General features: G+C 59.9%; 25 protein-coding genes and 1 tRNA gene. 18 read left to right on the top strand and 8 right to left on the bottom strand.

All coding sequences use genetic code 11. The features are described 5' to 3' along the window. Position 1 precedes the first annotated feature (1 nt). The 4 genes from GH665_RS17775 to ugpC all read left to right on the top strand — a co-directional run bounded on the left by GH665_RS17775 (position 2) and on the right by ugpC (position 4283). Complete coding sequence (locus GH665_RS17775; protein WP_153137135.1) at positions 2-874, top strand: carbohydrate ABC transporter permease; 873 nt, start codon at positions 2-4, stop codon at positions 872-874. After that, complete coding sequence (locus tag GH665_RS17770; RefSeq protein ID WP_153137133.1) at positions 871-1722, top strand: carbohydrate ABC transporter permease; 852 nt, start codon at positions 871-873, stop codon at positions 1720-1722. The genes GH665_RS17775 and GH665_RS17770 overlap by 4 nt, the downstream gene beginning before the upstream one ends. Positions 1723-1834: 112 nt before the next feature. Beyond that, entirely contained in the window at positions 1835-3040 is a 1206-nt protein-coding gene (locus GH665_RS17765; protein WP_153137130.1) for a porin, read from the top strand. Positions 3041-3188: 148 nt separating this feature from the next. Continuing rightward, positions 3189-4283 carry a sn-glycerol-3-phosphate ABC transporter ATP-binding protein UgpC gene (gene ugpC, locus GH665_RS17760; RefSeq protein WP_153137128.1) on the top strand — a complete coding sequence of 365 codons (1095 nt, stop codon included), beginning with the start codon at positions 3189-3191 and terminating at the stop codon, positions 4281-4283. Positions 4284-4290: 7 nt separating this feature from the next. On the opposite strand, the gene GH665_RS17755 is transcribed toward ugpC, so the two are convergent. Continuing rightward, positions 4291-5319, bottom strand: a complete 1029-nt coding sequence (locus GH665_RS17755; protein ID WP_153137127.1) for a LacI family DNA-binding transcriptional regulator — start codon at positions 5317-5319, stop codon at positions 4291-4293. A 129-nt stretch (positions 5320-5448) separates the two neighbouring features. Here GH665_RS17755 and GH665_RS17750 point away from each other — a divergent pair, with 129 nt between their 5' ends. Then, positions 5449-6345 carry a phosphatidylinositol-specific phospholipase C gene (locus GH665_RS17750; protein WP_153137125.1) on the top strand — a complete coding sequence of 299 codons (897 nt, stop codon included), beginning with the start codon at positions 5449-5451 and terminating at the stop codon, positions 6343-6345. 175 nt (positions 6346-6520) lie between these two features. Next, positions 6521-7324 (top strand): inositol monophosphatase family protein, encoded by an 804-nt coding sequence (locus tag GH665_RS17745; RefSeq protein WP_153137123.1) that lies wholly within the window; start codon positions 6521-6523, stop codon positions 7322-7324. Between the two features lie 283 nt (positions 7325-7607). On the opposite strand, the gene GH665_RS17740 is transcribed toward GH665_RS17745, so the two are convergent. Beyond that, positions 7608-8198 (bottom strand): hypothetical protein, encoded by a 591-nt coding sequence (locus GH665_RS17740; protein WP_153137121.1) that lies wholly within the window; start codon positions 8196-8198, stop codon positions 7608-7610. 157 nt (positions 8199-8355) lie between these two features. Here GH665_RS17740 and GH665_RS17735 point away from each other — a divergent pair, with 157 nt between their 5' ends. The 12 genes from GH665_RS17735 to GH665_RS17685 all read left to right on the top strand — a co-directional run bounded on the left by GH665_RS17735 (position 8356) and on the right by GH665_RS17685 (position 16573). Then, complete coding sequence (locus GH665_RS17735; protein ID WP_153137120.1) at positions 8356-8664, top strand: cellulose synthase; 309 nt, start codon at positions 8356-8358, stop codon at positions 8662-8664. Positions 8665-8888: 224 nt separating this feature from the next. Next, positions 8889-9101 carry a major capsid protein gene (locus GH665_RS17730; protein ID WP_153137118.1) on the top strand — a complete coding sequence of 71 codons (213 nt, stop codon included), beginning with the start codon at positions 8889-8891 and terminating at the stop codon, positions 9099-9101. Positions 9102-9167: 66 nt separating this feature from the next. Then, on the top strand, positions 9168-9431 hold the full coding sequence (locus GH665_RS17725; protein ID WP_153137116.1) for a hypothetical protein: 264 nt from the start codon (positions 9168-9170) through the stop codon (positions 9429-9431). Positions 9432-9713: 282 nt separating this feature from the next. Beyond that, entirely contained in the window at positions 9714-10964 is a 1251-nt protein-coding gene (locus tag GH665_RS17720) for a virulence factor TspB C-terminal domain-related protein (RefSeq protein WP_217361886.1), read from the top strand. Further along, complete coding sequence (locus GH665_RS39445) at positions 10961-11089, top strand: hypothetical protein (RefSeq protein WP_281357245.1); 129 nt, start codon at positions 10961-10963, stop codon at positions 11087-11089. The genes GH665_RS17720 and GH665_RS39445 overlap by 4 nt, the downstream gene beginning before the upstream one ends. Next, positions 11086-11364: a DUF2523 family protein gene (locus tag GH665_RS17715; protein ID WP_153137112.1), complete on the top strand. Its 279-nt coding sequence runs from the start codon at positions 11086-11088 to the stop codon at positions 11362-11364. Before GH665_RS39445 ends, GH665_RS17715 begins: the two co-directional genes overlap by 4 nt. Beyond that, complete coding sequence (locus GH665_RS17710; RefSeq protein ID WP_153137110.1) at positions 11361-12296, top strand: zonular occludens toxin domain-containing protein; 936 nt, start codon at positions 11361-11363, stop codon at positions 12294-12296. The genes GH665_RS17715 and GH665_RS17710 overlap by 4 nt, the downstream gene beginning before the upstream one ends. Further along, a complete protein-coding gene (locus GH665_RS17705) occupies positions 12293-13684 on the top strand; it encodes a type II secretion system protein GspD (protein ID WP_246216242.1) in 1392 nt (463 codons plus the stop codon). The genes GH665_RS17710 and GH665_RS17705 overlap by 4 nt, the downstream gene beginning before the upstream one ends. A gap of 413 nt (positions 13685-14097) precedes the next feature. Next, the gene (locus GH665_RS17700) at positions 14098-14877 is read left to right on the top strand and encodes a rolling circle replication-associated protein (protein WP_153137109.1); all 780 of its coding nucleotides are present in this window, start codon (positions 14098-14100) and stop codon (positions 14875-14877) included. Between the two features lie 2 nt (positions 14878-14879). Next, positions 14880-15098 (top strand): DUF4224 domain-containing protein, encoded by a 219-nt coding sequence (locus GH665_RS17695; protein WP_153138559.1) that lies wholly within the window; start codon positions 14880-14882, stop codon positions 15096-15098. A 43-nt stretch (positions 15099-15141) separates the two neighbouring features. Next, positions 15142-16179 carry a tyrosine-type recombinase/integrase gene (locus GH665_RS17690; protein ID WP_246216241.1) on the top strand — a complete coding sequence of 346 codons (1038 nt, stop codon included), beginning with the start codon at positions 15142-15144 and terminating at the stop codon, positions 16177-16179. A gap of 49 nt (positions 16180-16228) precedes the next feature. After that, on the top strand, positions 16229-16573 hold the full coding sequence (locus GH665_RS17685) for an HVO_A0114 family putative DNA-binding protein (RefSeq protein ID WP_153137105.1): 345 nt from the start codon (positions 16229-16231) through the stop codon (positions 16571-16573). Positions 16574-16662: 89 nt separating this feature from the next. On the opposite strand, the gene GH665_RS17680 is transcribed toward GH665_RS17685, so the two are convergent. From GH665_RS17680 to tolR, 6 genes are all read right to left on the bottom strand, one after another. Next, positions 16663-16738: transfer RNA gene (locus GH665_RS17680), tRNA-Lys, on the bottom strand. Positions 16739-16934: 196 nt separating this feature from the next. Continuing rightward, positions 16935-17684 (bottom strand): tol-pal system protein YbgF, encoded by a 750-nt coding sequence (gene ybgF, locus GH665_RS17675; protein WP_153138558.1) that lies wholly within the window; start codon positions 17682-17684, stop codon positions 16935-16937. Positions 17685-17703: 19 nt separating this feature from the next. After that, positions 17704-18213, bottom strand: coding sequence for a peptidoglycan-associated lipoprotein Pal (gene pal / locus GH665_RS17670; RefSeq protein WP_028198812.1), 510 nt, complete (start codon positions 18211-18213; stop codon positions 17704-17706). A gap of 32 nt (positions 18214-18245) precedes the next feature. Beyond that, a complete protein-coding gene (gene tolB / locus GH665_RS17665) occupies positions 18246-19538 on the bottom strand; it encodes a Tol-Pal system beta propeller repeat protein TolB (RefSeq protein ID WP_153137103.1) in 1293 nt (430 codons plus the stop codon). A gap of 138 nt (positions 19539-19676) precedes the next feature. Further along, positions 19677-20684, bottom strand: coding sequence for a cell envelope integrity protein TolA (gene tolA / locus GH665_RS17660; RefSeq protein ID WP_153137101.1), 1008 nt, complete (start codon positions 20682-20684; stop codon positions 19677-19679). Then, the gene (tolR, locus tag GH665_RS17655) at positions 20681-21124 is read right to left on the bottom strand and encodes a protein TolR (protein WP_153137099.1); all 444 of its coding nucleotides are present in this window, start codon (positions 21122-21124) and stop codon (positions 20681-20683) included. Before tolR ends, tolA begins: the two co-directional genes overlap by 4 nt. Positions 21125-21133 lie beyond the last annotated feature (9 nt).

The raw sequence follows: 21133 nt of genomic DNA, 5'->3' as shown, positions 1-21133 counted from the left end.
CATGAGCGCTGTGCGTCGTTTTCTGCCGTTGGTCGTGCTGGTCGGGCCGGCTGGGCTGGTACTCGGCGTACTGGCGCTGTACCCGGTCCTGCGGGTGCTGGTCGATTCATTTTTCAACGTTGACTATGCGTCGGGGCAACGCGCGTTTACCGGGCTGGAAAACTATCGTGCGGTGCTCGCGGACAGCGAATTTACCGCCAGTTTCTTCAACACGCTGCAGTTCACAGTTGTGGCATCGGTTAGCGAGGTTGTGCTCGGCGCTGCGTTGGCGTTGCTGTTTTACCGTGCATTTCGTGGCCGCCGTTTCGTCATGCCGCTTCTCATTCTGCCGATGATGCTTTCGACTCTGGTGTGCTCGGCAATCTGGCGCAACTGGCTGAACTACAGCGGCTTCCTGAATGCTTTGCTCGCGGTGTTCGGTCTGCCGGGCGTGCAATGGCTGTCCGATCCGAACCTCGCAATCTGGTCGCTGATTCTCGTCGATGTCTGGCAATGGACACCCATGGCATTCCTGATCATTCTCGCCGGTTTGCAGTCCATCGCTCCCGAACTGTACGAAGCGGCCCGCATCGATGGCGCGAGCGAGTGGCAATGTCTACGTCACATCACGCTGCCGCTTATCGTGCCGCAGATCGTGCTGGCCATGCTGCTGCGCTCGATCGACACCTTCAAGCTGTTCGACAAGGTCTATGCGCTGACGGGCGGCGGTCCTGGGAACGCAACCCAGACGCTGTCGACCTATGTCTATGACACGGGTTTCCGCTTCTTCAATGTCGGGCCGGCCAGCGCCGCTTCGGTGTTGATGCTGCTGGTGGCGGCCGTGCTGGTCTCGGTGAACGTGTGGTTGTCGATCCGCAAGGCAGGCGCACGATGAATTCCGCTTCTTCATCCCCTGTTTTTCGTCCGACGGGCCAGCATGTGGTGCTTGGGCTGCTGCGCGCCACTGCGCTGATCCTGTTGCTGCTGCCCTGCATCTGGATGCTCGGCGCCGCGTTCACGCCGACCCTCGAACGTCTCGATCATCCGCTCGCGTTATGGCCGCAGGTGCCGACCCTGCAGCACTTCGAATCGGTGTGGGCAAGCGGCATCGGCCGCCAGTTGCTGAACTCGCTGCTCGTGAGTTGCGGCACCACCTTGCTTGCGCTGATGCTTGCGTTTCCGGCCGCGTATGCGCTCGTGCGCTTGCGCTTTCCGGCGCGCCTCGACCTGCTGTTCCTGATGCTGGTCCTGGCGGTCAAACTGATGCCGCCGATCACGGTGGCGGTGCCGCTGTTCACGCTGGCGAAAAATCTGCATCTGCTCGATTCCGAGTTTGGACTGATGCTCGCCTACCAGGTGTACACGCTGCCGCTGTCGATCTGGATGCTGCTTTCGTTCGTGCGTGAAATCCCTATCGACTACGAAGAGGCGGCGTGCCTCGATGGCGCCGGTCTCGCCCAGAGGCTCGTCTATATCGTGCTGCCGCTGTGCGCGCCCGGGCTCGTCGCTACTGCGATCTTCGTGCTGATTACGGCCTGGAACGAATTTCTGCTTGCCTTGCTGTTTCTCTCCACGCCGAGCCGCTTCACGCTGCCGCTCGCGGTGGCCGGATACGTCACGGAGAACGGCATCGATTGGGGCGATCTGATGAGCGTCGGAATGATCGCGTCCCTGCCGACGCTGGCAGTCGCGGGATATGTGCAGCGCTACCTGTTGCGCGGTTTTGCCGGCGGCCTGAAGTAGATCGAATAAAGCAGGCGTCACGCGCCGCTCGATGGCGCCTGCGTCAGGTGACATTGTCAATGTGCCGGGTGCCAGGGCGCCCGTCTACCTACCACACTGGAGATCCACTCAAATGAAGAAGCACTTGGCGGTCGCGATGGCGGCTGCAGGCCTTGCAGCGGCCACGACGGCCCAGGCTCAGAGCAGCGTCACGCTCTACGGGGTAATCGATAACGGCATCGTCTATCAGAACAGCAGTACCTCGCGGGGCTCGACGACGGGTGGCCACTCCGCCGTCACGATGTCGAACGGCGCGTGGGCCGGCAGCCGGTTCGGCCTGAAGGGCGGTGAAGATCTCGGCGGCGGGACGAAGGCGATCTTCCAGCTCGAAGCCGGCGTGAACAGTGCAAACGGCCAGTCGCAATTCACGGGTGGGATGTTTACGCGCCAGGGCTGGGTCGGTTTGACGAATCCCGCCTACGGTACGCTCACGGCGGGTCGCCAGTACACGTCGTACTACTCGCTGCTTTCGCCGTATAGCCCGACCACCTATCTGACGGGCTTCTTCGGCGCCCACCCGGGCGATATCGATTCGCTCGACACGACGATCCGCGCGAATAATTCGCTGGTCTATACGTCGCCGAAACTCTACGGCTTCACGGTGAGCGGTTCGTATGCGCTCGGCGGCGTGGCGGGCAGCACCAATCGCGGTTCGACGTGGAGCGCGGCGATCCAGTATCTGAATGGTCCGTTCGGTATCGCGGCCGGTTTCCAGCGCGCCAACAATTCGACGCTCGGCGGCGGCGCATGGGGCACGGACTCGACGACGAATTCGGGCGGTCAGCCTGGTGTTTCAGCCATCAACAATGGCTACCAGACCGCGCAAGGACAGCAACGCGTCGCGGTGACGGCGGGCTACAAGTTCTCGCCGGCGTGGGACGTGTCGGTGTCGTACTCGAACGTTCAGTACATCCCGGGCGTGGGTTCGTCGTTCCGCAACACGGCGACCTTCAATACGGCAGGCGCGGTATTGCACTGGAAGCCGACTGTGAGCTGGGATTTCGCGGGTGGCTATAGCTATACGCGCGCAACGCAGTCGAACGGCATCACAAGCGCGGCGCAATATCATCAGATCTCGCTGACGCAGTACTACAGCCTGTCGGCGCGTACCGGCCTGTATCTGGGCGAGGCGTATCAGCACTCGAGCGGCAAGACGATCGGCTCGAACGGCGTGAAGATCATCGACGCCACGGCCTCGATCGGCGACGGCTTCAATGGCTCTCCGTCGTCGTCGGGTAGCCAGGTCACCGCGGGTGTCGGCATTCTCCACCGGTTCTGATCACGGCCGCCGCTACGAGGCGGCGCGCGGCGCTCAGATCCGCGGTTGTACGGGCTGCTTCTCATTGCGTGCGACGCCTGGGAGGCAGCCTTCCGCTGCGGCACGGCTCCGTGGCCGGAATCGACGGTAATACGACAGGAAATACACGGTGGCTACACTCACACTCCGTGCGGTCTGCAAGACGCGGCACGCTCGGCAACAGGTTTTGCGCGACATCGATCTCGACGTGGCGGACGGCGAATTTGTGGTGCTGGTCGGTCCTTCGGGTTGCGGAAAATCGACCCTTTTGAGGATGACAGCCGGGCTCGAAAGCATCACGTCCGGCGACATCAGGATCGGCTCGCGCATAGTTAATCAGGTCGAGCCACAAGACCGCAACGTCGCGATGGTATTTCAAAGTTACGCGCTCTATCCTCACATGACGGTCGCGCAGAACATCGCATTCGGTCTGCGGATGCGCGGCATGACGCCGGAAAAGGTTCGCGAGCGAGTCGCGGCAACGGCACAGATGCTTTCGCTCGACGCCTTGCTCGAGCGCAAGCCGCATGCGTTATCAGGCGGACAACGGCAACGGGTCGCAATGGGGCGCGCGATCGTGCGCGAACCCGCGCTCTTCCTGTTCGATGAACCGCTGTCGAACCTCGACGCCAAATTGCGGAGTCAGATGCGTGCGGAGATCCGCAACCTGCACACACGGCTCGGTACGACCACGCTCTATGTCACGCACGATCAGGTTGAGGCGATGACGCTTGCGCAGCGAATCGTCGTGCTGAATCAGGGAAGGGTTGAGCAGATCGGGACTCCGGAGCAAATCTACGAACGCCCGCAGAGCACTTTCGTTGCCAGTTTTATGGGCTCGCCTGCGATGAATCTGTTGTACGGCCGGCTCTCCGACGACCGGCGGCACTTCGACGTTAACGATGGACCGAGGATTGCCATTGCCGGCGCGCGCGATTCCGGCGCGGCCATCATGGCCGGTCGCGAATGCGTGCTGGGCATTCGCCCAGAGCATGTGATGCTGGCGGCCGGCGGCGAAGAATCCGATCAGCAGATCCGCCTGCCTGTCGATGCGTGCGAGATGCTGGGCGCGGACAATCTCGCGTTCGGCAGTCTGGGCAAGCAGAGTCTGGTGGTGCGCCTGCCGTATCACCGGCGACCCACATCGGGAGAACTGCTCGGCGTAACGCTGCTGGCTGGGCAGCTCCACTTTTTTGATGCGCAGAGCGGTCGACGCATCGCTTGAGTGGCATTCAGGTGCAGCTTTTTCGCACCACGCCCGCTACCGGCACTACGTGAGTACGGGACGCGCCGGAGAACGCGTTCATACGGTCCACAAGCATCTCGGTCGCCGCATTTGCCAGGCCGGACGTGTCCTGCTGGATGGTGGTGAGTTGGTAATTTTCATAGCTGGCGGCGGGGATATCATCGAAACCTACTACCCGAAGCTCATCGGGCACGCGGATCGCGAAGTGCTGCCGCGCGGCGTCGATAAAACCCAGAGCGAGCAGATCGGACGAGCAGAACACGCCGTCCGGACGCGCTTTCTGTTTCAACAGCGCGTGCGCTGCCGCCATGCCGCATTCGTACGTATCGGCGGTTGTGACGTGGACCTCGACCGGATGGGCAAGCCGCCGGTTTTCCTTTGCAATGCGTTGGACTGCGCGAGAAAAACCGGTGCCGCGCGACTTTCCGTTGTAGCTGGTCCTGGTCGGTCCGACGAAAGCAAGCCGGGTGGCTCCGGCATCAACCAGCATCTGCGCTGCCATCGCGGAACCCGCCGCGTTATCGCTCACCGCGACATCCGCGCCGGGCAGATTCGATGCGCGGTTGATCATCACCACGGGAATCTCGCCCTCGAGGTACTGGCGAGCGAGGTCGAGTGGAGGAGACGCGGAGGTCATGATGATGCCGGCGATCCGATAGCTCAGCAGCATATCGAGCGATTGTTTGATTTGCACAGGATCTTCCGCGTTCATCACGAGCGGGGTGAGTTGGCGGCGCCCGAGCGCGGCGATGATCTGCGACAGCAGTTTCGCGCGAAACGGGTTTTCGAAACCCGCGGTGACGACGCCGACCATGCTGCTGCGCTGCATGATCATTTCGCGCGCGATCAGGTTGACCTGATAGCCGAGGGCGCGGGCAGCCTCCATGACGCGCTCCCGCGTCTCGGGCGCGATGCTGGCAGTCGGCGAGAAAGCGCGCGAGACGGCAGAACGCGAGACACCGGCGCGGCGCGCGACGTCGGCGGCGGTAACCCAAAGCGTTTGTTTCTTCGGCATGTATTAACGAGTGAAGGGATGCACAGCTTGCTCCGCGCAGCTTGCCCGATCAAGAGGACAGGAAGATGACTGTCAAACAATATACAACGGAAGAAAGCGATTTCCGGGTCACTTAATCCATTACAACCCATGCACATTGATATTGGCGCCTCGGCGCTGGCTGGCTGGATGTCGAACCTTCCCGACGATTCCGCATTGAACCGATTAACGTTGCCGGGCAGCCACGATAGCTGTGCCTATACCGTGACGGATTCACTCGCGAGGACGCAGGGTGCGAGTCTGGCGGAGCAGTTGAAGCATGGCGTGCGGGTACTCGATATTCGCTGCCGGCATGAGGGCGATGTATTTCACATCAACCACGCGCGCATTCCGCTTGGCCTGATGTTCGACGATGTCGTCGCCACGTGCGCGGCGTTTCTGGCGCTGCACCCTGGTGAATGCATCGTGATGTCGGTCAAGGACGAATGTGGCAGTGAGGACTGCACGCGCAGCTTCGCGCAGACGTTCGAGTCGTATGCCGAGCTTTACGCCGCAAACGTACCCTGGTATCTGGGCGGCACAATTCCGCGTCTGGGCGAAGTGCGCGGCTCGATCGTGCTGTTGCGAAGATTCGCGAGCGAGTTTGCGTTGGGGATCGATCTGTCGATGTGGCCTGACAATGCCACGTTCGAACTCGACCGGCCGGGCGCAGCCTTTGCCATTCAGGACGAATTCCGCGTACCGGTGGAGGCATCGATTGATTACAAATACCGTGCGATTGAAGCGCTCCTTGTGCTCACGGGGCAGCGCGTGACGGAGCGCTGGGTCGTCAATTTCTGCAGCGGTACCGGAATGGGTGCAAATCCACGCAGGGTGGCCTGTGGGGATGGCCGGCGTCGCGGTATCAATGACATGCTGGTCGAGCGTCTCGTGACCCACGACGGGCCGTGCGGGACGCTAATGATCGATTTTTGCGAGTACGCGGACTGGGCGCTGGTTCGTGCGCTGGTGGCGCGCAATGTGAGCCGGCTTTCGAGGCCGACTTAGCTCGACTTAACCTGAACGTGATGCGTCAGGTGCAACAAACGCGAGCGCGGGACATCGATGACGAGACTTCTGACGGGTCCGGATAGCCCTCGATGCCGCGCTGCTTTCCCATTGTTTCCAGTCAACTTTGTTAGCGGACGGTCACCATGCCTGTCCGCCAAAAGGATTCAGGTTTATGCATCCTATGCTCAATATCGCCGTCAACGCTGCCCGTCGCGCCGCGCAGATTATCACCCGCGCGTCGTTCGATCTAGATCTGCTCCAGGTCAGTAAGAAACAGCACAACGATTTCGTGACGGAAGTTGATAAGGCATCCGAAGCGGCAATCATCGAGACGCTGAAGACCGCCTACCCCGATCACGCGATTCTCGCCGAAGAATCCGGCCAGTCGGGCAATGAGTCCGAATACCAATGGATCATCGATCCACTCGATGGCACCACGAATTTCATCCACGGCTTTCCGTACTACTGCGTGTCGATCGCACTTGCGCACAAGGGTACGGTTAAGCAGGCCGTGGTCTACGACCCGACCCGCAACGATCTGTTCACGGCCACACGCGGCAGCGGTGCGTTCCTGAACGATCGTCGCATCCGCGTGGCGGGGCGCGACCGCCTCGCCCACGGCCTGATCGGCACCGGTTTCCCGTTCCGCGATACAGCCGACCTCGATTCGTACACACGCCTGTTCGCCGAAATGACCGGGGCTTGTGCCGGTTTGCGCCGTCCGGGCGCAGGTGCGCTCGATCTCGCGAATGTCGCGGCCGGCCGCCTCGACGGCTTCTTCGAACAGGGATCAAGCGCGTGGGATATGGCGGCAGGCAGTCTGCTGATCACGGAAGCCGGTGGCCTGGCTGGCGACTATACCGGCGGCGCCGACTTTCTGCGCATCGGCGAAATCGTCGCGGGCAACCCGCAGTTGTACGCGCAGATGGTGCCTATGCTCGCGGGGTACAGTCGTACGAAGCATGGGTTGTGCTGAGGTGGGGCGTTGGGTTCGCGTAGCTGAATTGGCTCAACAAAGAAAAAGGGCTTGCGACGCTGACGCGTGCAAGCCCTTGAATCTTTTGGTAGGCCGTACGGGATTCGAACCTGTGACCAACGGATTAAAAGTCCGGACCAATGCTCAATAAAAACAGGACTGAGCGACTAATTTTTGCTCCGCAATCGCTGCTTACCGACTAGTTGGTGAGCCTTTGCCCGTAAGGGGCCGTCGGCAATTGCGGTGCAAAATTTGACTTGTGCGGCACTTGCTTTCCCATGGCTCAATTCGGCGCAGTTGCGGGGAATGTGGCGTGTTTGTATTCAGCTACTGATTTTTCGGATGTCGGGTCAACGGAAGGTAGGCCGCACGTTCGGCCTGTAATGACCCATTCCGTGAAGTGGGGTCTTGCGTTGCATACGACTTCGATCATTTCGACTGTCGGTTCGCGCATCCGCATGACGACTGATGCCCATTCGCTGGCGGGTATTGCGCCGCGCGAGCGTTGTTCGAGGTAGCTAAAAACTTGGTCTGCCTTGGCCGAGGCCCATTCTGTAATTACCCAAACGAGCCTGTCTCCGACGGTTTGACCTGTCCAGTTGATTGGAACCGGCGCACCCACCATGAAGGTCGAGCCCGGTGGGTGCATTTCGCCAGTGCGGAGTAGTTTTTCGTCATTCGGGTATTTTTTGCACCAAAATTCCACCATCTCGCTACTCGCCTCTTGCTTCCTGTAATAGAAGTTTTTCCACTTGGAAGCTTTTATGCTGCTGGCCACTTCGAGCGCTTGGAATCGCCCTGCTGTCGGAAATGTGTGTCCTATCAGATAGCGCAGTCGCTCACCCAGTTCGCGACGCTCGTTCGAAACGGTCATTTGCTTGGCCTCAAAAAAGTAGTTGCACTGAAGTGGCAATGACGATAAATTTACACTGTAGTGTAGATTTTGTGTTCATAAAGTGCACACCAAGAGTGTGCGAATAGTCTAGGGAAACGTCCCTTTTTCGCAATTTTACCTCTCGGGGAAAGTACAAATGTCCAAGCAGAAGCTTACGATTTTGCAAGTTATTCAAAAGGGTGGCACGTCGAAGAAAACGGGGTTGCCGTGGGAGATTCATTCTGCGCAATGCATCCTCGAGCAGGAAACGGAGAAGAACGGCCGGGAGTTGCTCGTGGGCACGGTCAACTTGCCGAAAGAGTTGTGGGCGTCGCAACCAGGCGACTACCTCGCTGAGTTCGGCCTTGCGCAGTCGATGGATGGAAAGCTCGAGCCGCGCATTGTTTCTCTTGTCCCGTTCGGAGCACAGAAGGCCAAACCGTCTGCCGGCGTGAGCGCCGCATAGGTTGCCCGTTCGCTATGGACCGCCTGTCGTCGTATGCAGTTGATCCAGTATCAGCGCAGTTGGCATTGCTGAACCTGCTGCTTGTGCTGCACTTGGCCTTGAAGGTTTTGATGCTGGCGTCGCGTTTGTGGCGTCCGCGCAGTTCGTAGGGTAGCTGATTCGTTCGCGGCTGGCCCGGGCGGGCGGGTCTCATTCATTGGGCCGTTGTCTAGAGGGTAATCAACATGAAGAGCCTGAATAAGAAGTTGGCTGTTGTCGCTGGTGGTGTCGCTGTGTCGGCTGGTGCTTTCGCGCAGGCGTCGGGTGTGGACGTGACGGCTGTTACGTCGTCGATCAGCAGCGTGACAACTTCGGTGGTCGCGGTAGGTGGGGCGGTGCTGGCAGTGTCGGCTGTCGTTTGGGGCTTCCGCAAGGTCGGCGGCTTCCTCGGCCGCTAAGGCGCTCCCGAGTGAGCACGTAAAGGCGTCTGGGATACCGGACGCCTTTTTTCATGCGGGGGGGGTATGGCGGTGTCTGCAGTGGTGTGCGGTCCTGCGTCTGAGGCTGGCGTGACCTACGTGTCGGCAAGTGGTCGGGCGGTTTCGTGCGGGACTGATTCGGCGGGTAACGCGTTGGTGTTGCAGGTCTCGACGCTTAGCAATGATCAGCCGGTGTCGGGTGGCGAGGTGGCCGGTTTGCAGATCGGCGGTGCGGTGCTAAGTGCGATGGCGGTGGCGTGGTCGATTCGGGCGATCAGGCGTCACTTGGATTTTTCAGGGGAGGTGTGAGATGACTTGGTATTACGAGTGCGTGGCGATAGCGGTTGGGACATGCTGGGCAATTGGCCTGATTCTCTTTGCGTGAACGCTATGTTTAAAAGGATCGTCTTGATTGCTGCGTTGTGCTCGATGTTAATTCAGCAGCAGGCAGCACAAGCCCAGGCGTTGCCGATCTGGACTAGCCCGATTTTCAGCGGCGTTATTAACCGTGCGATTGGGTCCGGAATCATGGCTAATCTCGCGCGTCGTGGGATCACGGTTGCGGCAAATGACGCGATGTTTGCAGAGACCATGTCATTTGTCGGCAAGGCCGCCAATGATGCGTCGTATGCGAGCATGGCAGCGGGTACCGTTGCGACGATCTTTGGTGCTCCCGTGTGGCTCAGTGCGCTTGTGAGCGTGGGCGCGCTGGCGGCGGCTGGTGCAGTGGCTTGGGGCATATATAACCTTACGCAGACGGGCTCGTCTTCAAACCCGTCGCTGACGTTGACACCTCAGAATCCGAGTACGACGCCGCCTCCACAGCCTGCGCCGCAAGGATCGTGGACGAGCTACACCAACCCGTTTTGTAATCCGGCAGTGACCACGACGTGCGGGAATAATCCGCTGCCGGCGACGATCCCGTATTACATGAACGGATATCCCAACTCTGGTGCCGTATTTGGCTGTGCGAGTGGGCTGGACTGCGCGCAACAGACTGCGGCAGCGGAGTTGAATTTCAATCAGCCAGGCATTAAAGGCACGATCAGCGTGTCTATCGCGCAGCAGTGTTCGACCTGTACGGCGGAGCCATTGGCGTACACGGTTCAACTCACGTGGCCTGCTCAGCCGAACAACCCGACTGTTACTGGTGCGAGCTATCCGGTGTGGCCATCCACGAACCCGGCGTACGTTGCGCCGCCCACGACGCAGACGGGTTCGTTGCAGTCGCTATCACCGACCGCGAACATGTTGACGCAGCCTTTCCCGCAGACGATGACAGCGGCGTTGGCTGATCAGCTGTGGAAGAACGCCGCATCGCAGCCGGGGTATGACGGCTATCCGTATGACGCGACGAATCCGGTCTCGCAGTCCGATGTGGCGACTGCGCCGGTGTCTCCGACGTGGAATGACGTTGTGGAGGCAATGCCTCGTCCGACCGGTTCAACGTCGGTGCCGATTTCTACGAATCCCATTCCGAATAGTCCGTATACGCCGGGTCAAACGACCCCCGTCAATCCGTCGAGCGGTACGACCGGCACGACGCCGACTACTCAGGATCCCTGCCAGCTGGAGCCGAATGCATCGGCGTGTGCGCCGTTGGGTACCGCGCCGGCTGCGCCGCCTATTCCGACTAGCTCGGCGAACGTGTCGATGTCGCCGTGGGCCGTGGGCGCACCGGATGGCGTGTGCCCGGCGCCACAGGTCGTCACGGTGCTGGGTAGTCCGTTGTCTTTGTCATGGGATCCGGTGTGTCAGTTCGTGCAGAAGGTGCGCCCGTTGATCTTGGCTATTTGTGCGTTGGCTGCCGCTTTGATCGTTGCTATGGGGGTGTCGCTATGAAGGTGTTGACCGTGTGCGCGGTGGTGATAGCGCTGTTCTTTGGGTACATCTTCGCGTCGGTGGTGCGCACGGCTGAGCAGGCGAACGATGCCGCTGATTTGATGATGGCGAGGTACGGGCGATGACGTGGGCTGCATGGCTGCTTGGACTGGTTCAGCCGCTGATTGTGCAGGCGTTGATTGCGTTGGGGGTTGGCGTGTTGACGGTCGGAGGGATTGATCTGGCGGTTAACACGGCGTTGGGTTGGCTTACGTCGTCAGTCGGCGGTCTGTCGTCGGACATGGCGAACATGTTAGCGATGGGCGGCATTTTCCAAGGTATGGGCTACATCGGCGGCGGAATTAGTGCGCGCGTTGCGATGGCTGGTGTGGCCGGTGCGAAGAAGTTCTTCATCAAATGATCCATCTCATTACCGGGGTGCCGGGTAGCGGCAAGACGCTTTATACGGTCTGGTGGCTTCAGAAGGAGGTCGCGGCCGGGCGTCGGCTTGTCGTTAACGGCGTGAAGGATTTGCTGCTCGATCATGAGCTTGTCGACGACGATTGGGTGCGCGATTGGCATAACCGGTGTCAGCAGAACGATATCGTTTTGGTTGATGAAGTGCAGAGGATCTGGCCGCCTGTGTCGTCCAGCGTGAAGCCGACTGAGGACATCGAGCAGTTGCACGTGCATCGCCATAGGGGCGTTGATTTTGTGGTGATCACGCAGCATCCGAATCGGATGAATAAGACGGTGCGTGACTTGGTGGGGCGGCACGTTCACGTGCGTAAGTTGTTCGGGTTGTCGCGGGCGATGTTGTACCAGTGGGATATGGCACATAACCCGAATTCCGGTTTTCGGGACGCGGTTAAGACCATGTGGGCGTATCCGAAGAGCGTCTACAAGCTGTACACCAGCGCGGAGATGCACACGAAACCGAAAGCCGTTATCCCGAAAGCCCTTTTCGTGTTGCCGATCGCCGCTGTGGTAGCGATGGTGCTTACGTGGAAGGGGCTCCATGGTGTCAATACGGGGTTTGGTATCGACGCGGCGAAGGTTCCGGGCGCTGCTTCTGGTCCTGCTGCGTCGGGTGCGGCGAAAGCAAGTGCCGGCCCGGTTGGTGGTGGCGTGAACGGCGCGGTTTCGAATGTGTGGCGTGTTGCCGGGCGGTACGCGATTGATGGGCGGGGTTACGTGCTGCTGACCGACACGCAGGGGCATTTTCGTCGCGAGTCTAGTGACGATTTTAGAGGCGAGACCTTGGGTGTGACGGGGATCGTGGACGGCGAGCGTGTTGCGGTCTGGTCGGGTGCTACGGCAAGCAGTGACAACGCCGTTGGGGGGCACAAGTGAAACAAGCTATCGGGGTCCTGTGTGGGGTGTGTCTGTCTGCCTCGGCGGCCGCTGCGGAGTCAATTCCGCCGTTGCCGACGTTGCCGGTGTCGTCGCTGGCGGTGCCTGCGATGGCTGCGCCGCTGCCGTCGGTGCCGCTTGTGCCGTTACCTCGCATTAAGGGCGGGGCGTTCGACCTGCGGTTCGTGAATGTGGGGCAGCTTGTCGATTTGCTCTACGGTGATGCGATGCATGTGCCGCACGTGATCAGCTCGGACGTGTTGCAGGATACGCGGCTCGTGTCTTTTCAGTACGACGGAAAGGCGGGCGATCTGCACGCGTTCGTGAAGGTGTTTCTTGATTCGCAGGGGTTCAGGGTCGAGACGCGAGACGGAGTGGACTTCGTGACGAAGAAACCTGCCGATGAGGTCAAGCAGCCGGAGAGGGAGACGTTCGTGTACCGGCCGCGATATCGCACGGCCGACTATCTGGCGAAGGTCGTGCAGCCGCTTTTCTCTGGTCGCATGAATGCGGGCTCGATGCCGGCTGCGGGGATGTCTGTGCCTGAATCTGCGCTGGCCCCTGTCGGGGCGTCGGGTGCGAGTGTGGCGGCTCCTATGGAGGCGGTGCGGTCGCAGTCTGGAGTGTCTGCCGCAGACGAGTTGGTGTTTTCCGGTCAACTGTCCGAGATTCATGATCTGCGGAAGTTGTTGCAAGAGCTGGATCGGGCGCCTGGTGAAGTGGTCGTGCGTGGGTGGGTCTATGAAGTGACTAGTACATCGGATAAGAACTCAGCGTTTTCTATCGCGGCGACGGTGTTGAGAGGGATCGGCGGGAAGCTGTCGGCGTCGAACGGGCAGACTGATCAGGATGGGACGGCGTTGAGGTTCACTAGCAACTTTCTCGACGTTGCCATTTCCGCGCTGAATGCTGACACGCGCTTCAAGCAGGTGAGCGATCCGCATGTGCGTGTGGTGTCGGGCGAGAAAGTGCGCCTTAACGTGGGGTCTCAGGTGCCGACCTTGGGCAGTATCAGCTATCAGGGTGTGAGTGGCACACCGGTTCAGTCGGTCCAGTATCAGGACGCAGGTTTGATCTTCGATGTGCAGCCGACCGTGATGGCCGATGCGATTCAGGTGCAGTTGCAGGAGCAGATGTCGAGCTTCGTTCCGACAACGACCGGCGTCAACAATTCGCCGACCAAGAACACCCGGCAGATGCAGACGACCGTGAGCATGCAGGATGGTGAGGTAATCGTGTTGGGCGGATTGGTGCAGGACAGCGATTCATCTTCCGTCAGTAGTCCAGGCTGGTTGCCGAAGTTTCTCGATGGTCGCGGGTCGTCTAAAAGTCGCACGGAGGTGCTTCTAGTGTTGCAGGTGCAGCGTGTGGAAGCTTCGGAGCTTTGATCTGGTGGATAGCCCGTGCGCTGGGGTCAAGGCTCGCGATAGCGACCCGTAGGGCTTGGCCTTGATGCCAGCTAGACCGCGAAACGCTCGCGTCATGGGTTGTGTCGGCCGCAGGACGGCGCAAGCCATGACGACAATAGCGCGGTAGCTGTTCGCGCGCGGAGTTGGCTGCCGAGGTGTTGATGGATTGTGAGGGTGTGGAGTTGTGCGGTGCGCGGCCGGCAGATCGCAGCGGTAGCGCGATCAGCCGGGCGCGCGAAGCGCGCCTAGATTTATATCAGGGACACTTAACGTACGGAGATACAGCACGGCCTACGAGAACAGTGGCACAACGCCGAATTTAGAAAAGAAAAAAGCCCCGACCGCTGCAACGGTTCGAGGCTCGTACAACAGCATTACAAGGACTAGTTGCAATGCACGACGACAGTATAGGCAATTTCTCGGCGTTTCGCCGTGAATGGGTGATTCGCGGTCGCAATTTCGGTGACGGCCAGGTTGAGGTATCGGCGACGCGGTTTGATCGGTATGTCGGGGCTCAACGGATGAGCTCGATGCCGAAAGCTAGGCGCGGCGAGTCGGAGAACACTGAACAGAATCTGATGGACGCGGCGAAACGCGCAAAGCAACAGGTGCGACTTCGATGCAAGGCGATCGGTGCGGATAGGATGATTACCACAACGTACCGAGAGAACATGACGGACAAAACAAGGCTGAAAAAGCACTTCGATGCATTTAGGCGACGCGTTGCGAAGATTCAGGGATTTGAGTATGTGGCAGTTCCGGAGCGCCAAAAACGCGGAGCGTGGCATCTGCACATTGCTGTGAAGGGGCGTCAAAACTATCGCGTTCTTCGTGCCATATGGCATAGCGTGGTTGGGGTGGACAACGGAAATGTGGATGTACGGAACCCATTCAGGGAGAAGGGGTTGCGCCATAAGCTGGCGGCATATCTGGGGAAATACATCACCAAAGATTTCGGCGAGCATGCGCTTAATGAGAAGCGCTATTGGACCAGTCGCGGCATAGCGATTCCTGAACAGCATCCGATCGCACATCTGCTTTGCGATAACCCGGCCGAGGCCATCAAGACGGTATTCAATGCCGCGCTGAGGGTCGGCTCGTCGCTTGACCGCTGTCAGTCGTACTGGAATCAGGAGCTTGGGTGTTTCTGGCTATCTACACGGGAAAATTGACGATGTCCGATATGTTTCTTTCGACACAAGAATTAGTACAACTTACGGGGAGAAAGGTGAAGGCAAAGCAAATTGATGCGTTGCGTCGGATGGGGATAGCGTTCTTTGTTAATGCGCTAGGCAGGCCTGTGGTCGCGCGTGCTGCAATAGAGGGTAAAGGTGAGGCCGTCAGGGAGCGTCCTGTACGCTCGTCGTGGCAACCGCGAGTGTTGGCGGGTTGATATGGGGCGTCGGCCGTGGAAGAACCTAAGTTTGCCGCCGGGCATGCGTGCGCGGGTGCAGCGAAGCGGGGCTGTCTATTATTACTTTGATGTCGGCGGGACGCCTCGTCGTGAAATCCCGCTGGGTGCGGACTTCGTAGAGGCGGTGCGGAAGTGGTCAGAGTTGGAAGCGCAAAGCCAGAATCGGCATGCGCAGTTGGTAACGTTCCGGTATGCCGCTGAGCGGTATGTGCGCGAAGTCTTGCCGTTGAAGTCACGGCGCACACAGCGAGACAACTTGTTGGAGCTTGAGAATCTCTTTAAGTTTTTTGACGATCCGCCAGCGTTGCTTGCAGATATTAAGCCCGTACACGTGAAGCAGTACCTGTCGTGGCGAAGTGAACTGGCTCGGCAGTGGTATGTAGAGCGCAAGCGTGTCGTACCTGTTCAACCGGGGCACGTTCGAGCAAATCGTGAGGTCGCGTTGTTCTCGCATATCTTTAACTTTGCGCGCGAGCATGGGATAACTGACGCCGTCAATCCGTGTGTAGGCGTGCGCCGGAACAGGGAAGTTGGTAGGACGGTCTACGTCGAGGATGACGTGTTTCGGAGGGTGTGGCAGGTGGCTGACGAGCCGACGCGCGACGCGATGGATTTGGCGTATCTGACTGGGCAAAGGCCGGCGGACACATTGAAGTTTATGGAAAGCGATATTCGAGGCGATGAGCTTTGGGTGGTGCAAGGCAAGCGTGGCAAGAAGTTGCGCATTACCTTGTCTGGTGAGCTGGCGGCAGTGATCGAGCGGATCCGTGCACGCAAAGCGGCATGCAACGCGAAGTGTGAGGCGCTTGTGGTCAACGAAGGGGGCGAGCGTCTGATGCGTGACGCCCTTCGGTTTCGGTTTGATCGTGCGCGGCTCGCTGCGCGGGTGCAGAAGGATTTGTTTCAGTTTCGGGATCTCCGCGCGAAGGCGGGTACCGATAAGACTGAATTGTCCGGCGATATTCGGGCGGCTCAGCTTCAGTTAGGGCACAAGTCGTTGAAGATGACGGAGCACTATGTGCGTGAGCGGAAGGGCGATAAGGTGGGTCCGACTAGGTAAGTCTTCCGGCTGGACGATCGGCTTTGGCGAGGTTTCTTGGGGAGGTTAGATGCGTACTGTGAAAATCGTTGTGGAACCGCGTGAAGCGTTTGACTCGCGGTTCGTGTCCGCGCTGAAGGGTAATACCCAGGGCGAATTTATAAGTTTTGAATCGGCGGCGGCTTTGTTGGAGACGTTGACGCCTGACCGCTGGGAGATTTTGACTATGCTGGCCGGCCGGGGTGCAATGCTGGTCGTAGACGTTCAGGAGCTGGTTGGTCGTTCGCTGAAAGAAGTCTGTGCCGATTTCAAGTTGCTCGTGGAGCGTGGCATTGTTGACGAGGATTCGCACGGGTGCGTTGTGTTTCCGTACGACCGCGTCGAGGTGGATTTCGTCTGGAGCAGAAACGTTTGAGAGAGCGCGAAACGTTCTTTTTTGCGGAGCAAGTGTGATTTTGCGGAGCAAGAAAAAGGGCTTAGCCGAAGCTAAGCCCTTGAATCTTTTGGTAGGCCGTACGGGATTCGAACCTGTGACCAACGGATTAAAAGTCCGCTGCTCTACCAGCTGAGCTAACGACCCAAAAGAGAAGCGAGATTATAGCGATAGCCCCCGTGGGCTGTCAACCCATGGTGGTTAGTTGGGCTATCCGCACTTCAGATAGTGAAAAGCCCGGGGTATTGCTACCCCGGGCTTTCCGGCGAGAGGCGCGCGTGGCCGTTAATTTGGAGACGGCGCAGCCACTGCGCGTTACATCAACTGCACCAACCTTGCGCGACTACTTGATCTGCGACAGCTTGCTCTGAGCCGACTGCGCGACGTCCGAGCCGCTGTACTGCGCGACGATCTGCTCAAGCGTCTTTTTGGCCGCAGCCTTCTGACCTTGCTCAAGCTGATTGTTCGCAATCGCGAGCAGCGCTTCCGGCGCACGCGGATGCTGCGGGTAGTTCTTCACCACACCTTGCCAGGTCGCCGTCGAGCCCTTGTAGTCACGCAGCGCATACAGCGCGTTGCCGAGCCAGTACTGCGCGGTCGGCTGGTAGGGGCTATTCGGATACTTGGAGATGAAGCTGCGGAACGACGCCGCCGCATTCTTGAAGTCGCCGTTGCGGAACTGCTGTGAAGCCGCATTGAACGAATCGGTTTCACCCGGCTGCACCTCGCCCTGGACGCCGTCCACCGTCTGTTGCTGCGGCTCGAATTTCTTCAGCCGCGTGTCCAGATCGGTGTAGTAGTCCTTCTGCTGTTTTTGCAGCGTGGCGAGCTGGTTGCCCATATCCTCGTTCTGCCCACGCAACGTCGCGACTTGCTGATTCAGCTGATCGAGACGGTTGGACTGATCGAGAATCGTGCGCTGTGCGGCCGACAGTTGGCTCGACAGGCTATCGGTCTTCGAACGCAGATCGAGAATGGCCTGACGGGCCTGATCGTCGTCGAAGATGCCCGCATGCGCGGGCACAGCCACAAAGGCCGTGCCCGCGACGCAGGCCGCTGCGGCAAACCGCAGCCAGGAGAAACGATGCGTCATTCGGCTCATCACCCGTTACTTACTGTTGGTACACGAGGTCGGCGCGGCGGTTTTGTGCCCACGACGATTCGTCATGACCGGTTGCTTGCGGCTTTTCCTTGCCGAGGCTCACGGCTTCCATTTGCGAGTCTGCGACGCCCATCAGCGACAGCGAACGGCGCACAGCTTCAGCACGCTTCTGGCCGAGTGCCAGGTTGTATTCGCTGGTGCCGCGTTCGTCGGTGTTGCCCTGGATCAGGACGTGACGTTGCGGATGGCTCTTCAGGTATTGCGCGTGTTGTTGCAGCAGCGATTGGTAGTCGTCCTTGACCGAGTAGCTGTCGAAGTCGAAGTAGATGCTGCGCTTGGCGAGCGGGCTGTTCGGATCGTTCAGCGGATCGACGTTGACCTGAGCGACATCGGTCGGATTCGGTTGCGTCGAAACTGCGCCACCCTTGTTAGCGTTTTCGTCGAGCTTGACGCCCGAGTGACATGCGGCCAGCGCACCGACCATCAATACGGCAAATGCGAAACGAAGTTTAGACATCATTTTGTTACTCTCCTTGTGTTATTGCATCAACGTTACTGCATAAACGGGCCCCAGGATGGCTCGCGTACGCTGCCACCCTGAACGGACAGGACCTGCCGAGTGCGACCGTCGGTCGATACTGCGGCCAACACGCCACGGCCGTTCACCTGTGTGGCGTAAAGAATGTACTGACCGTTCGCCGCAAAGCTCGGCGATTCGTCATGTGTGGTGTCCGTCAGGCCCGTGGCCGTATTGCCTTGCAGGTCCTGGAGATAGAGCTTGAACCCGCCGCCGACGCGCGAGATATAGGCGAGCTGCTTGCCGTCCGGGCTCACGCGCGGGCTGGTGTTGTAGTTGCCCGTGAACGTTACCCGTTGTGCGGCGCCGGCGCTCTCGCCCTGAGCCGACATCTTGTAGATCTGCGGCTGACCGCCACGGTCGCTGGTGAAGTAGATCGACTGGCCGTCAGGAGAGAAGCACGGTTCAGTGTCGATCGAGCTGCCTTGCGTTAGGCGCCGCAAGCCGCTGCCGTCCGCATTGACGGCGAAAATCTGCGTGTTGCCGGTGCGCGAGAGCGCGACGGCCAGCGTGCGGCCATCCGGCGACCACGCCGGCGCACTGTTGTTACCCTTCTGGTCCGATACGATCACGCGACGGCCCGTAGGCAGATCGTGGATGTAGACAATGGGCTTCTTCTTTTCGAACGAAACGTAAGCGACCTTGGTGCCGTCAGGCGACCATGCGGGCGAGATGATCGGCTCGGGGCTCGACAACGCGATGTGCGCGTCCTGGCCGTCCGAATCGGAAATCTGCAACTGATAACGGCCGCCGGTCTTGATGACATACGACAAGCGCGTGGCGAACACGCCGCGGCTACCCATCAGCTTCGCGTAGATATAGTCCGCGACTTTGTGCGCGCTCATGCGCAAGCCGCTTTCCGGGCTCACCAGCACGAGGCCGCCAAGGCTTTCGCCCTTCACGGTGTCGTACAGTTTAAAACGCACTTCATACTGGCCATTCGGCAAACGGTTCACGCTGCCCGAGACGAACGCATTGGCGCCCTTGGCTTTCCAGCTGCCGAGGTCGACGGAATCGGTTTCCGCAACCGGCGTGCTGCCCGCGTCGATATTCGTGAATTTCCCGCTGCGTTGCAGATCCTGACGCACGATCGTGCTGACCTGCTGCGGCGAGTTCGCTTCATTGGCGAAATTCGCCGTTGCGATCGGAAACTGGGTGGACCCGACGCCCGTCACGAGGACGTTGAGCTGGGCATTGGCGGCGCCGCCGACGGCGATCAGGCACGACGCTACAAGTGTCCGCAGGCCTAGCTTGGTCATCAAACTCATGCTGAATGGTTTCCCCAAAAACGGTTTTACTAACACTTCATGACAGCAGAGAGACCCGAAAACAACTAATTCGTTCCCGGGCACGCCGCGCCGGGCGGGGCGCGGACTCTGCGGTCAACTGACTGCAAATTGCTGCTATCAACCTGCCGGGCGCAACGTAATCTTGAAGCTGGTCGGCGTTTTCCCGTCGATATCCTGAGGCATCGGATTAGAACGCTGGACGGCCCGGAGTGCCGCGTCGTCCCATGCCGCATTGCCGCTGCTGCGCGAGATCTGCGCGTCCAGCAACGTGCCTGTCGGCGAGCAGCGCACGGAAATGACGGTCTCCAGACCTTCCGTTTCACCGCCCCACGAGATGTTCGGACGCACCACACGGCGCACCTTATCCGCATAACCCGGCGAAGTCGCGGTGCCACCCGAGCCGCTACCCGTGCCGCTCTTGGCCAGCCCATTGCCGGACGAGCCTTCGCCGCCCGCCAAACCTTGCATCTGGGCAAGCCGCGCACGACGTTCCGTGTCCAGCTTCTTCGCTTGCGCCGCAGCATCGGCTTGCGCCTTGGCCTTCGCCGCTTTCTGCGCATCAGCCTTCTTCTGCGCTTCCGCTTCGGCCTGTTTCTGCTGCTCGGCCTGCTGCTGCTTTTGCTGGTCGGCCAATTGCTGCTGCTTCAGTTTATCGGCCTGCTGCTGTTGCTGTTGTTGCAACTGTTTCTGTTTGGCTGCCGCTGCTTTTTGCGCGGCGAGCTGCGCGGCCTGATCGGCCGCCAGTTGCTGCTGGCGCTTCGCCTCGGCTTCCTGCTGGGCTTGCAGCTTCTGCAGGCGCTGCTGCTCGGCCAGTTGCGCCTGACGGGCCGCTTCCTGCTGCTGGCGTTTCTTTTCCTGCAGCGCGATGTCGGCCTGTTCGTCCGGCAGTGGCGGGGCGGGGGCTACCGGCACGGGCGGCGGAGGAGGCGGGCGAGGGATGGCCGTGTCGGGCACCTCGGTCCACAACTCGGCTTCCGCGCCGGCCGGCGTGCTGTTTTGCCACTGAATGCCGTGGTACAGGAAGAATCCGAGCAGCGCATGCATCACCAGCGCGAACGCAAAGGCTCGCCCGGTGCCGCGTTCACGCGGTGGCTGGAGCGGGTATTCGGAATTCTTGCGGATCATTGCGATTTGACGAGCAATCCAACGCGCTTGACGCCCTGAGCCTTCAGATCGGACATCACATTCATCACGACTTCGTACTTCACGGTCTTGTCGGCGGCGATCACGACCGGCTGGTCGGGGTGCGATTGCGCGCGATCGGCGATAAAGCCGTGCAGATCGGCCTTGCTCATGTCTTCCTGCTGCTGTGCGCCGGCGTCGTCCTTGTATTTGACGCTCATATTGCCGTCCGCGCGAATGTTCACGATCACGGGCGGCGTTTGCTGCTGGGGCGCGGCGCCGCCGACGGTCGGCAGATTGACGATCGACGGGGCGACGAGCGGCGCGGTCACCATGAAGATCACGAGCAACACGAGCATCACGTCGATGTATGGCACGACATTGATGTCGGCCATGGCGCGGCGCTGACGCGAGCCGCGCATGCTTGAGGAAGAGCCTGCCATCGTGGACTC

The organism is Paraburkholderia agricolaris (genome assembly GCF_009455635.1).
Lineage (GTDB): Bacteria > Pseudomonadota > Gammaproteobacteria > Burkholderiales > Burkholderiaceae > Paraburkholderia > Paraburkholderia agricolaris.
The sequence above is the reverse complement of the archived record's forward strand: the minus strand, read 5'-3'. Positions and strand labels throughout refer to the sequence as shown.

Excerpts from the sequence above, each read along its gene's own strand:
- GH665_RS17750 (WP_153137125.1), top strand. The coding sequence starts at position 5,449 with ATGCACATTGATATTGGCGCCTCGGCGCTGGCTGGCTGGATGTCGAAC.
- ybgF (WP_153138558.1), bottom strand. The coding sequence starts at position 17,684 with ATGACGCATCGTTTCTCCTGGCTGCGGTTTGCCGCAGCGGCCTGCGTC.
- GH665_RS17755 (WP_153137127.1), bottom strand. The coding sequence starts at position 5,319 with ATGCCGAAGAAACAAACGCTTTGGGTTACCGCCGCCGACGTCGCGCGC.
- GH665_RS17685 (WP_153137105.1), top strand. The coding sequence starts at position 16,229 with ATGCGTACTGTGAAAATCGTTGTGGAACCGCGTGAAGCGTTTGACTCG.
- GH665_RS17735 (WP_153137120.1), top strand. The coding sequence starts at position 8,356 with ATGTCCAAGCAGAAGCTTACGATTTTGCAAGTTATTCAAAAGGGTGGC.
- pal (WP_028198812.1), bottom strand. The coding sequence starts at position 18,213 with ATGATGTCTAAACTTCGTTTCGCATTTGCCGTATTGATGGTCGGTGCG.
- GH665_RS17730 (WP_153137118.1), top strand. The coding sequence starts at position 8,889 with ATGAAGAGCCTGAATAAGAAGTTGGCTGTTGTCGCTGGTGGTGTCGCT.
- GH665_RS17765 (WP_153137130.1), top strand. The coding sequence starts at position 1,835 with ATGAAGAAGCACTTGGCGGTCGCGATGGCGGCTGCAGGCCTTGCAGCG.
- GH665_RS17770 (WP_153137133.1), top strand. The coding sequence starts at position 871 with ATGAATTCCGCTTCTTCATCCCCTGTTTTTCGTCCGACGGGCCAGCAT.
- GH665_RS17720 (WP_217361886.1), top strand. The coding sequence starts at position 9,714 with ATGTCATTTGTCGGCAAGGCCGCCAATGATGCGTCGTATGCGAGCATG.
- GH665_RS39445 (WP_281357245.1), top strand. The coding sequence starts at position 10,961 with ATGAAGGTGTTGACCGTGTGCGCGGTGGTGATAGCGCTGTTCTTTGGG.
- GH665_RS17725 (WP_153137116.1), top strand. The coding sequence starts at position 9,168 with ATGGCGGTGTCTGCAGTGGTGTGCGGTCCTGCGTCTGAGGCTGGCGTG.
- GH665_RS17715 (WP_153137112.1), top strand. The coding sequence starts at position 11,086 with ATGACGTGGGCTGCATGGCTGCTTGGACTGGTTCAGCCGCTGATTGTG.
- GH665_RS17690 (WP_246216241.1), top strand. The coding sequence starts at position 15,142 with ATGCGTGCGCGGGTGCAGCGAAGCGGGGCTGTCTATTATTACTTTGAT.
- GH665_RS17740 (WP_153137121.1), bottom strand. The coding sequence starts at position 8,198 with ATGACCGTTTCGAACGAGCGTCGCGAACTGGGTGAGCGACTGCGCTAT.
- GH665_RS17700 (WP_153137109.1), top strand. The coding sequence starts at position 14,098 with ATGCACGACGACAGTATAGGCAATTTCTCGGCGTTTCGCCGTGAATGG.
- tolR (WP_153137099.1), bottom strand. The coding sequence starts at position 21,124 with ATGGCAGGCTCTTCCTCAAGCATGCGCGGCTCGCGTCAGCGCCGCGCC.
- GH665_RS17745 (WP_153137123.1), top strand. The coding sequence starts at position 6,521 with ATGCATCCTATGCTCAATATCGCCGTCAACGCTGCCCGTCGCGCCGCG.
- tolA (WP_153137101.1), bottom strand. The coding sequence starts at position 20,684 with ATGATCCGCAAGAATTCCGAATACCCGCTCCAGCCACCGCGTGAACGC.
- tolB (WP_153137103.1), bottom strand. The coding sequence starts at position 19,538 with ATGAGTTTGATGACCAAGCTAGGCCTGCGGACACTTGTAGCGTCGTGC.
- GH665_RS17695 (WP_153138559.1), top strand. The coding sequence starts at position 14,880 with ATGTCCGATATGTTTCTTTCGACACAAGAATTAGTACAACTTACGGGG.
- GH665_RS17775 (WP_153137135.1), top strand. The coding sequence starts at position 2 with ATGAGCGCTGTGCGTCGTTTTCTGCCGTTGGTCGTGCTGGTCGGGCCG.
- GH665_RS17710 (WP_153137110.1), top strand. The coding sequence starts at position 11,361 with ATGATCCATCTCATTACCGGGGTGCCGGGTAGCGGCAAGACGCTTTAT.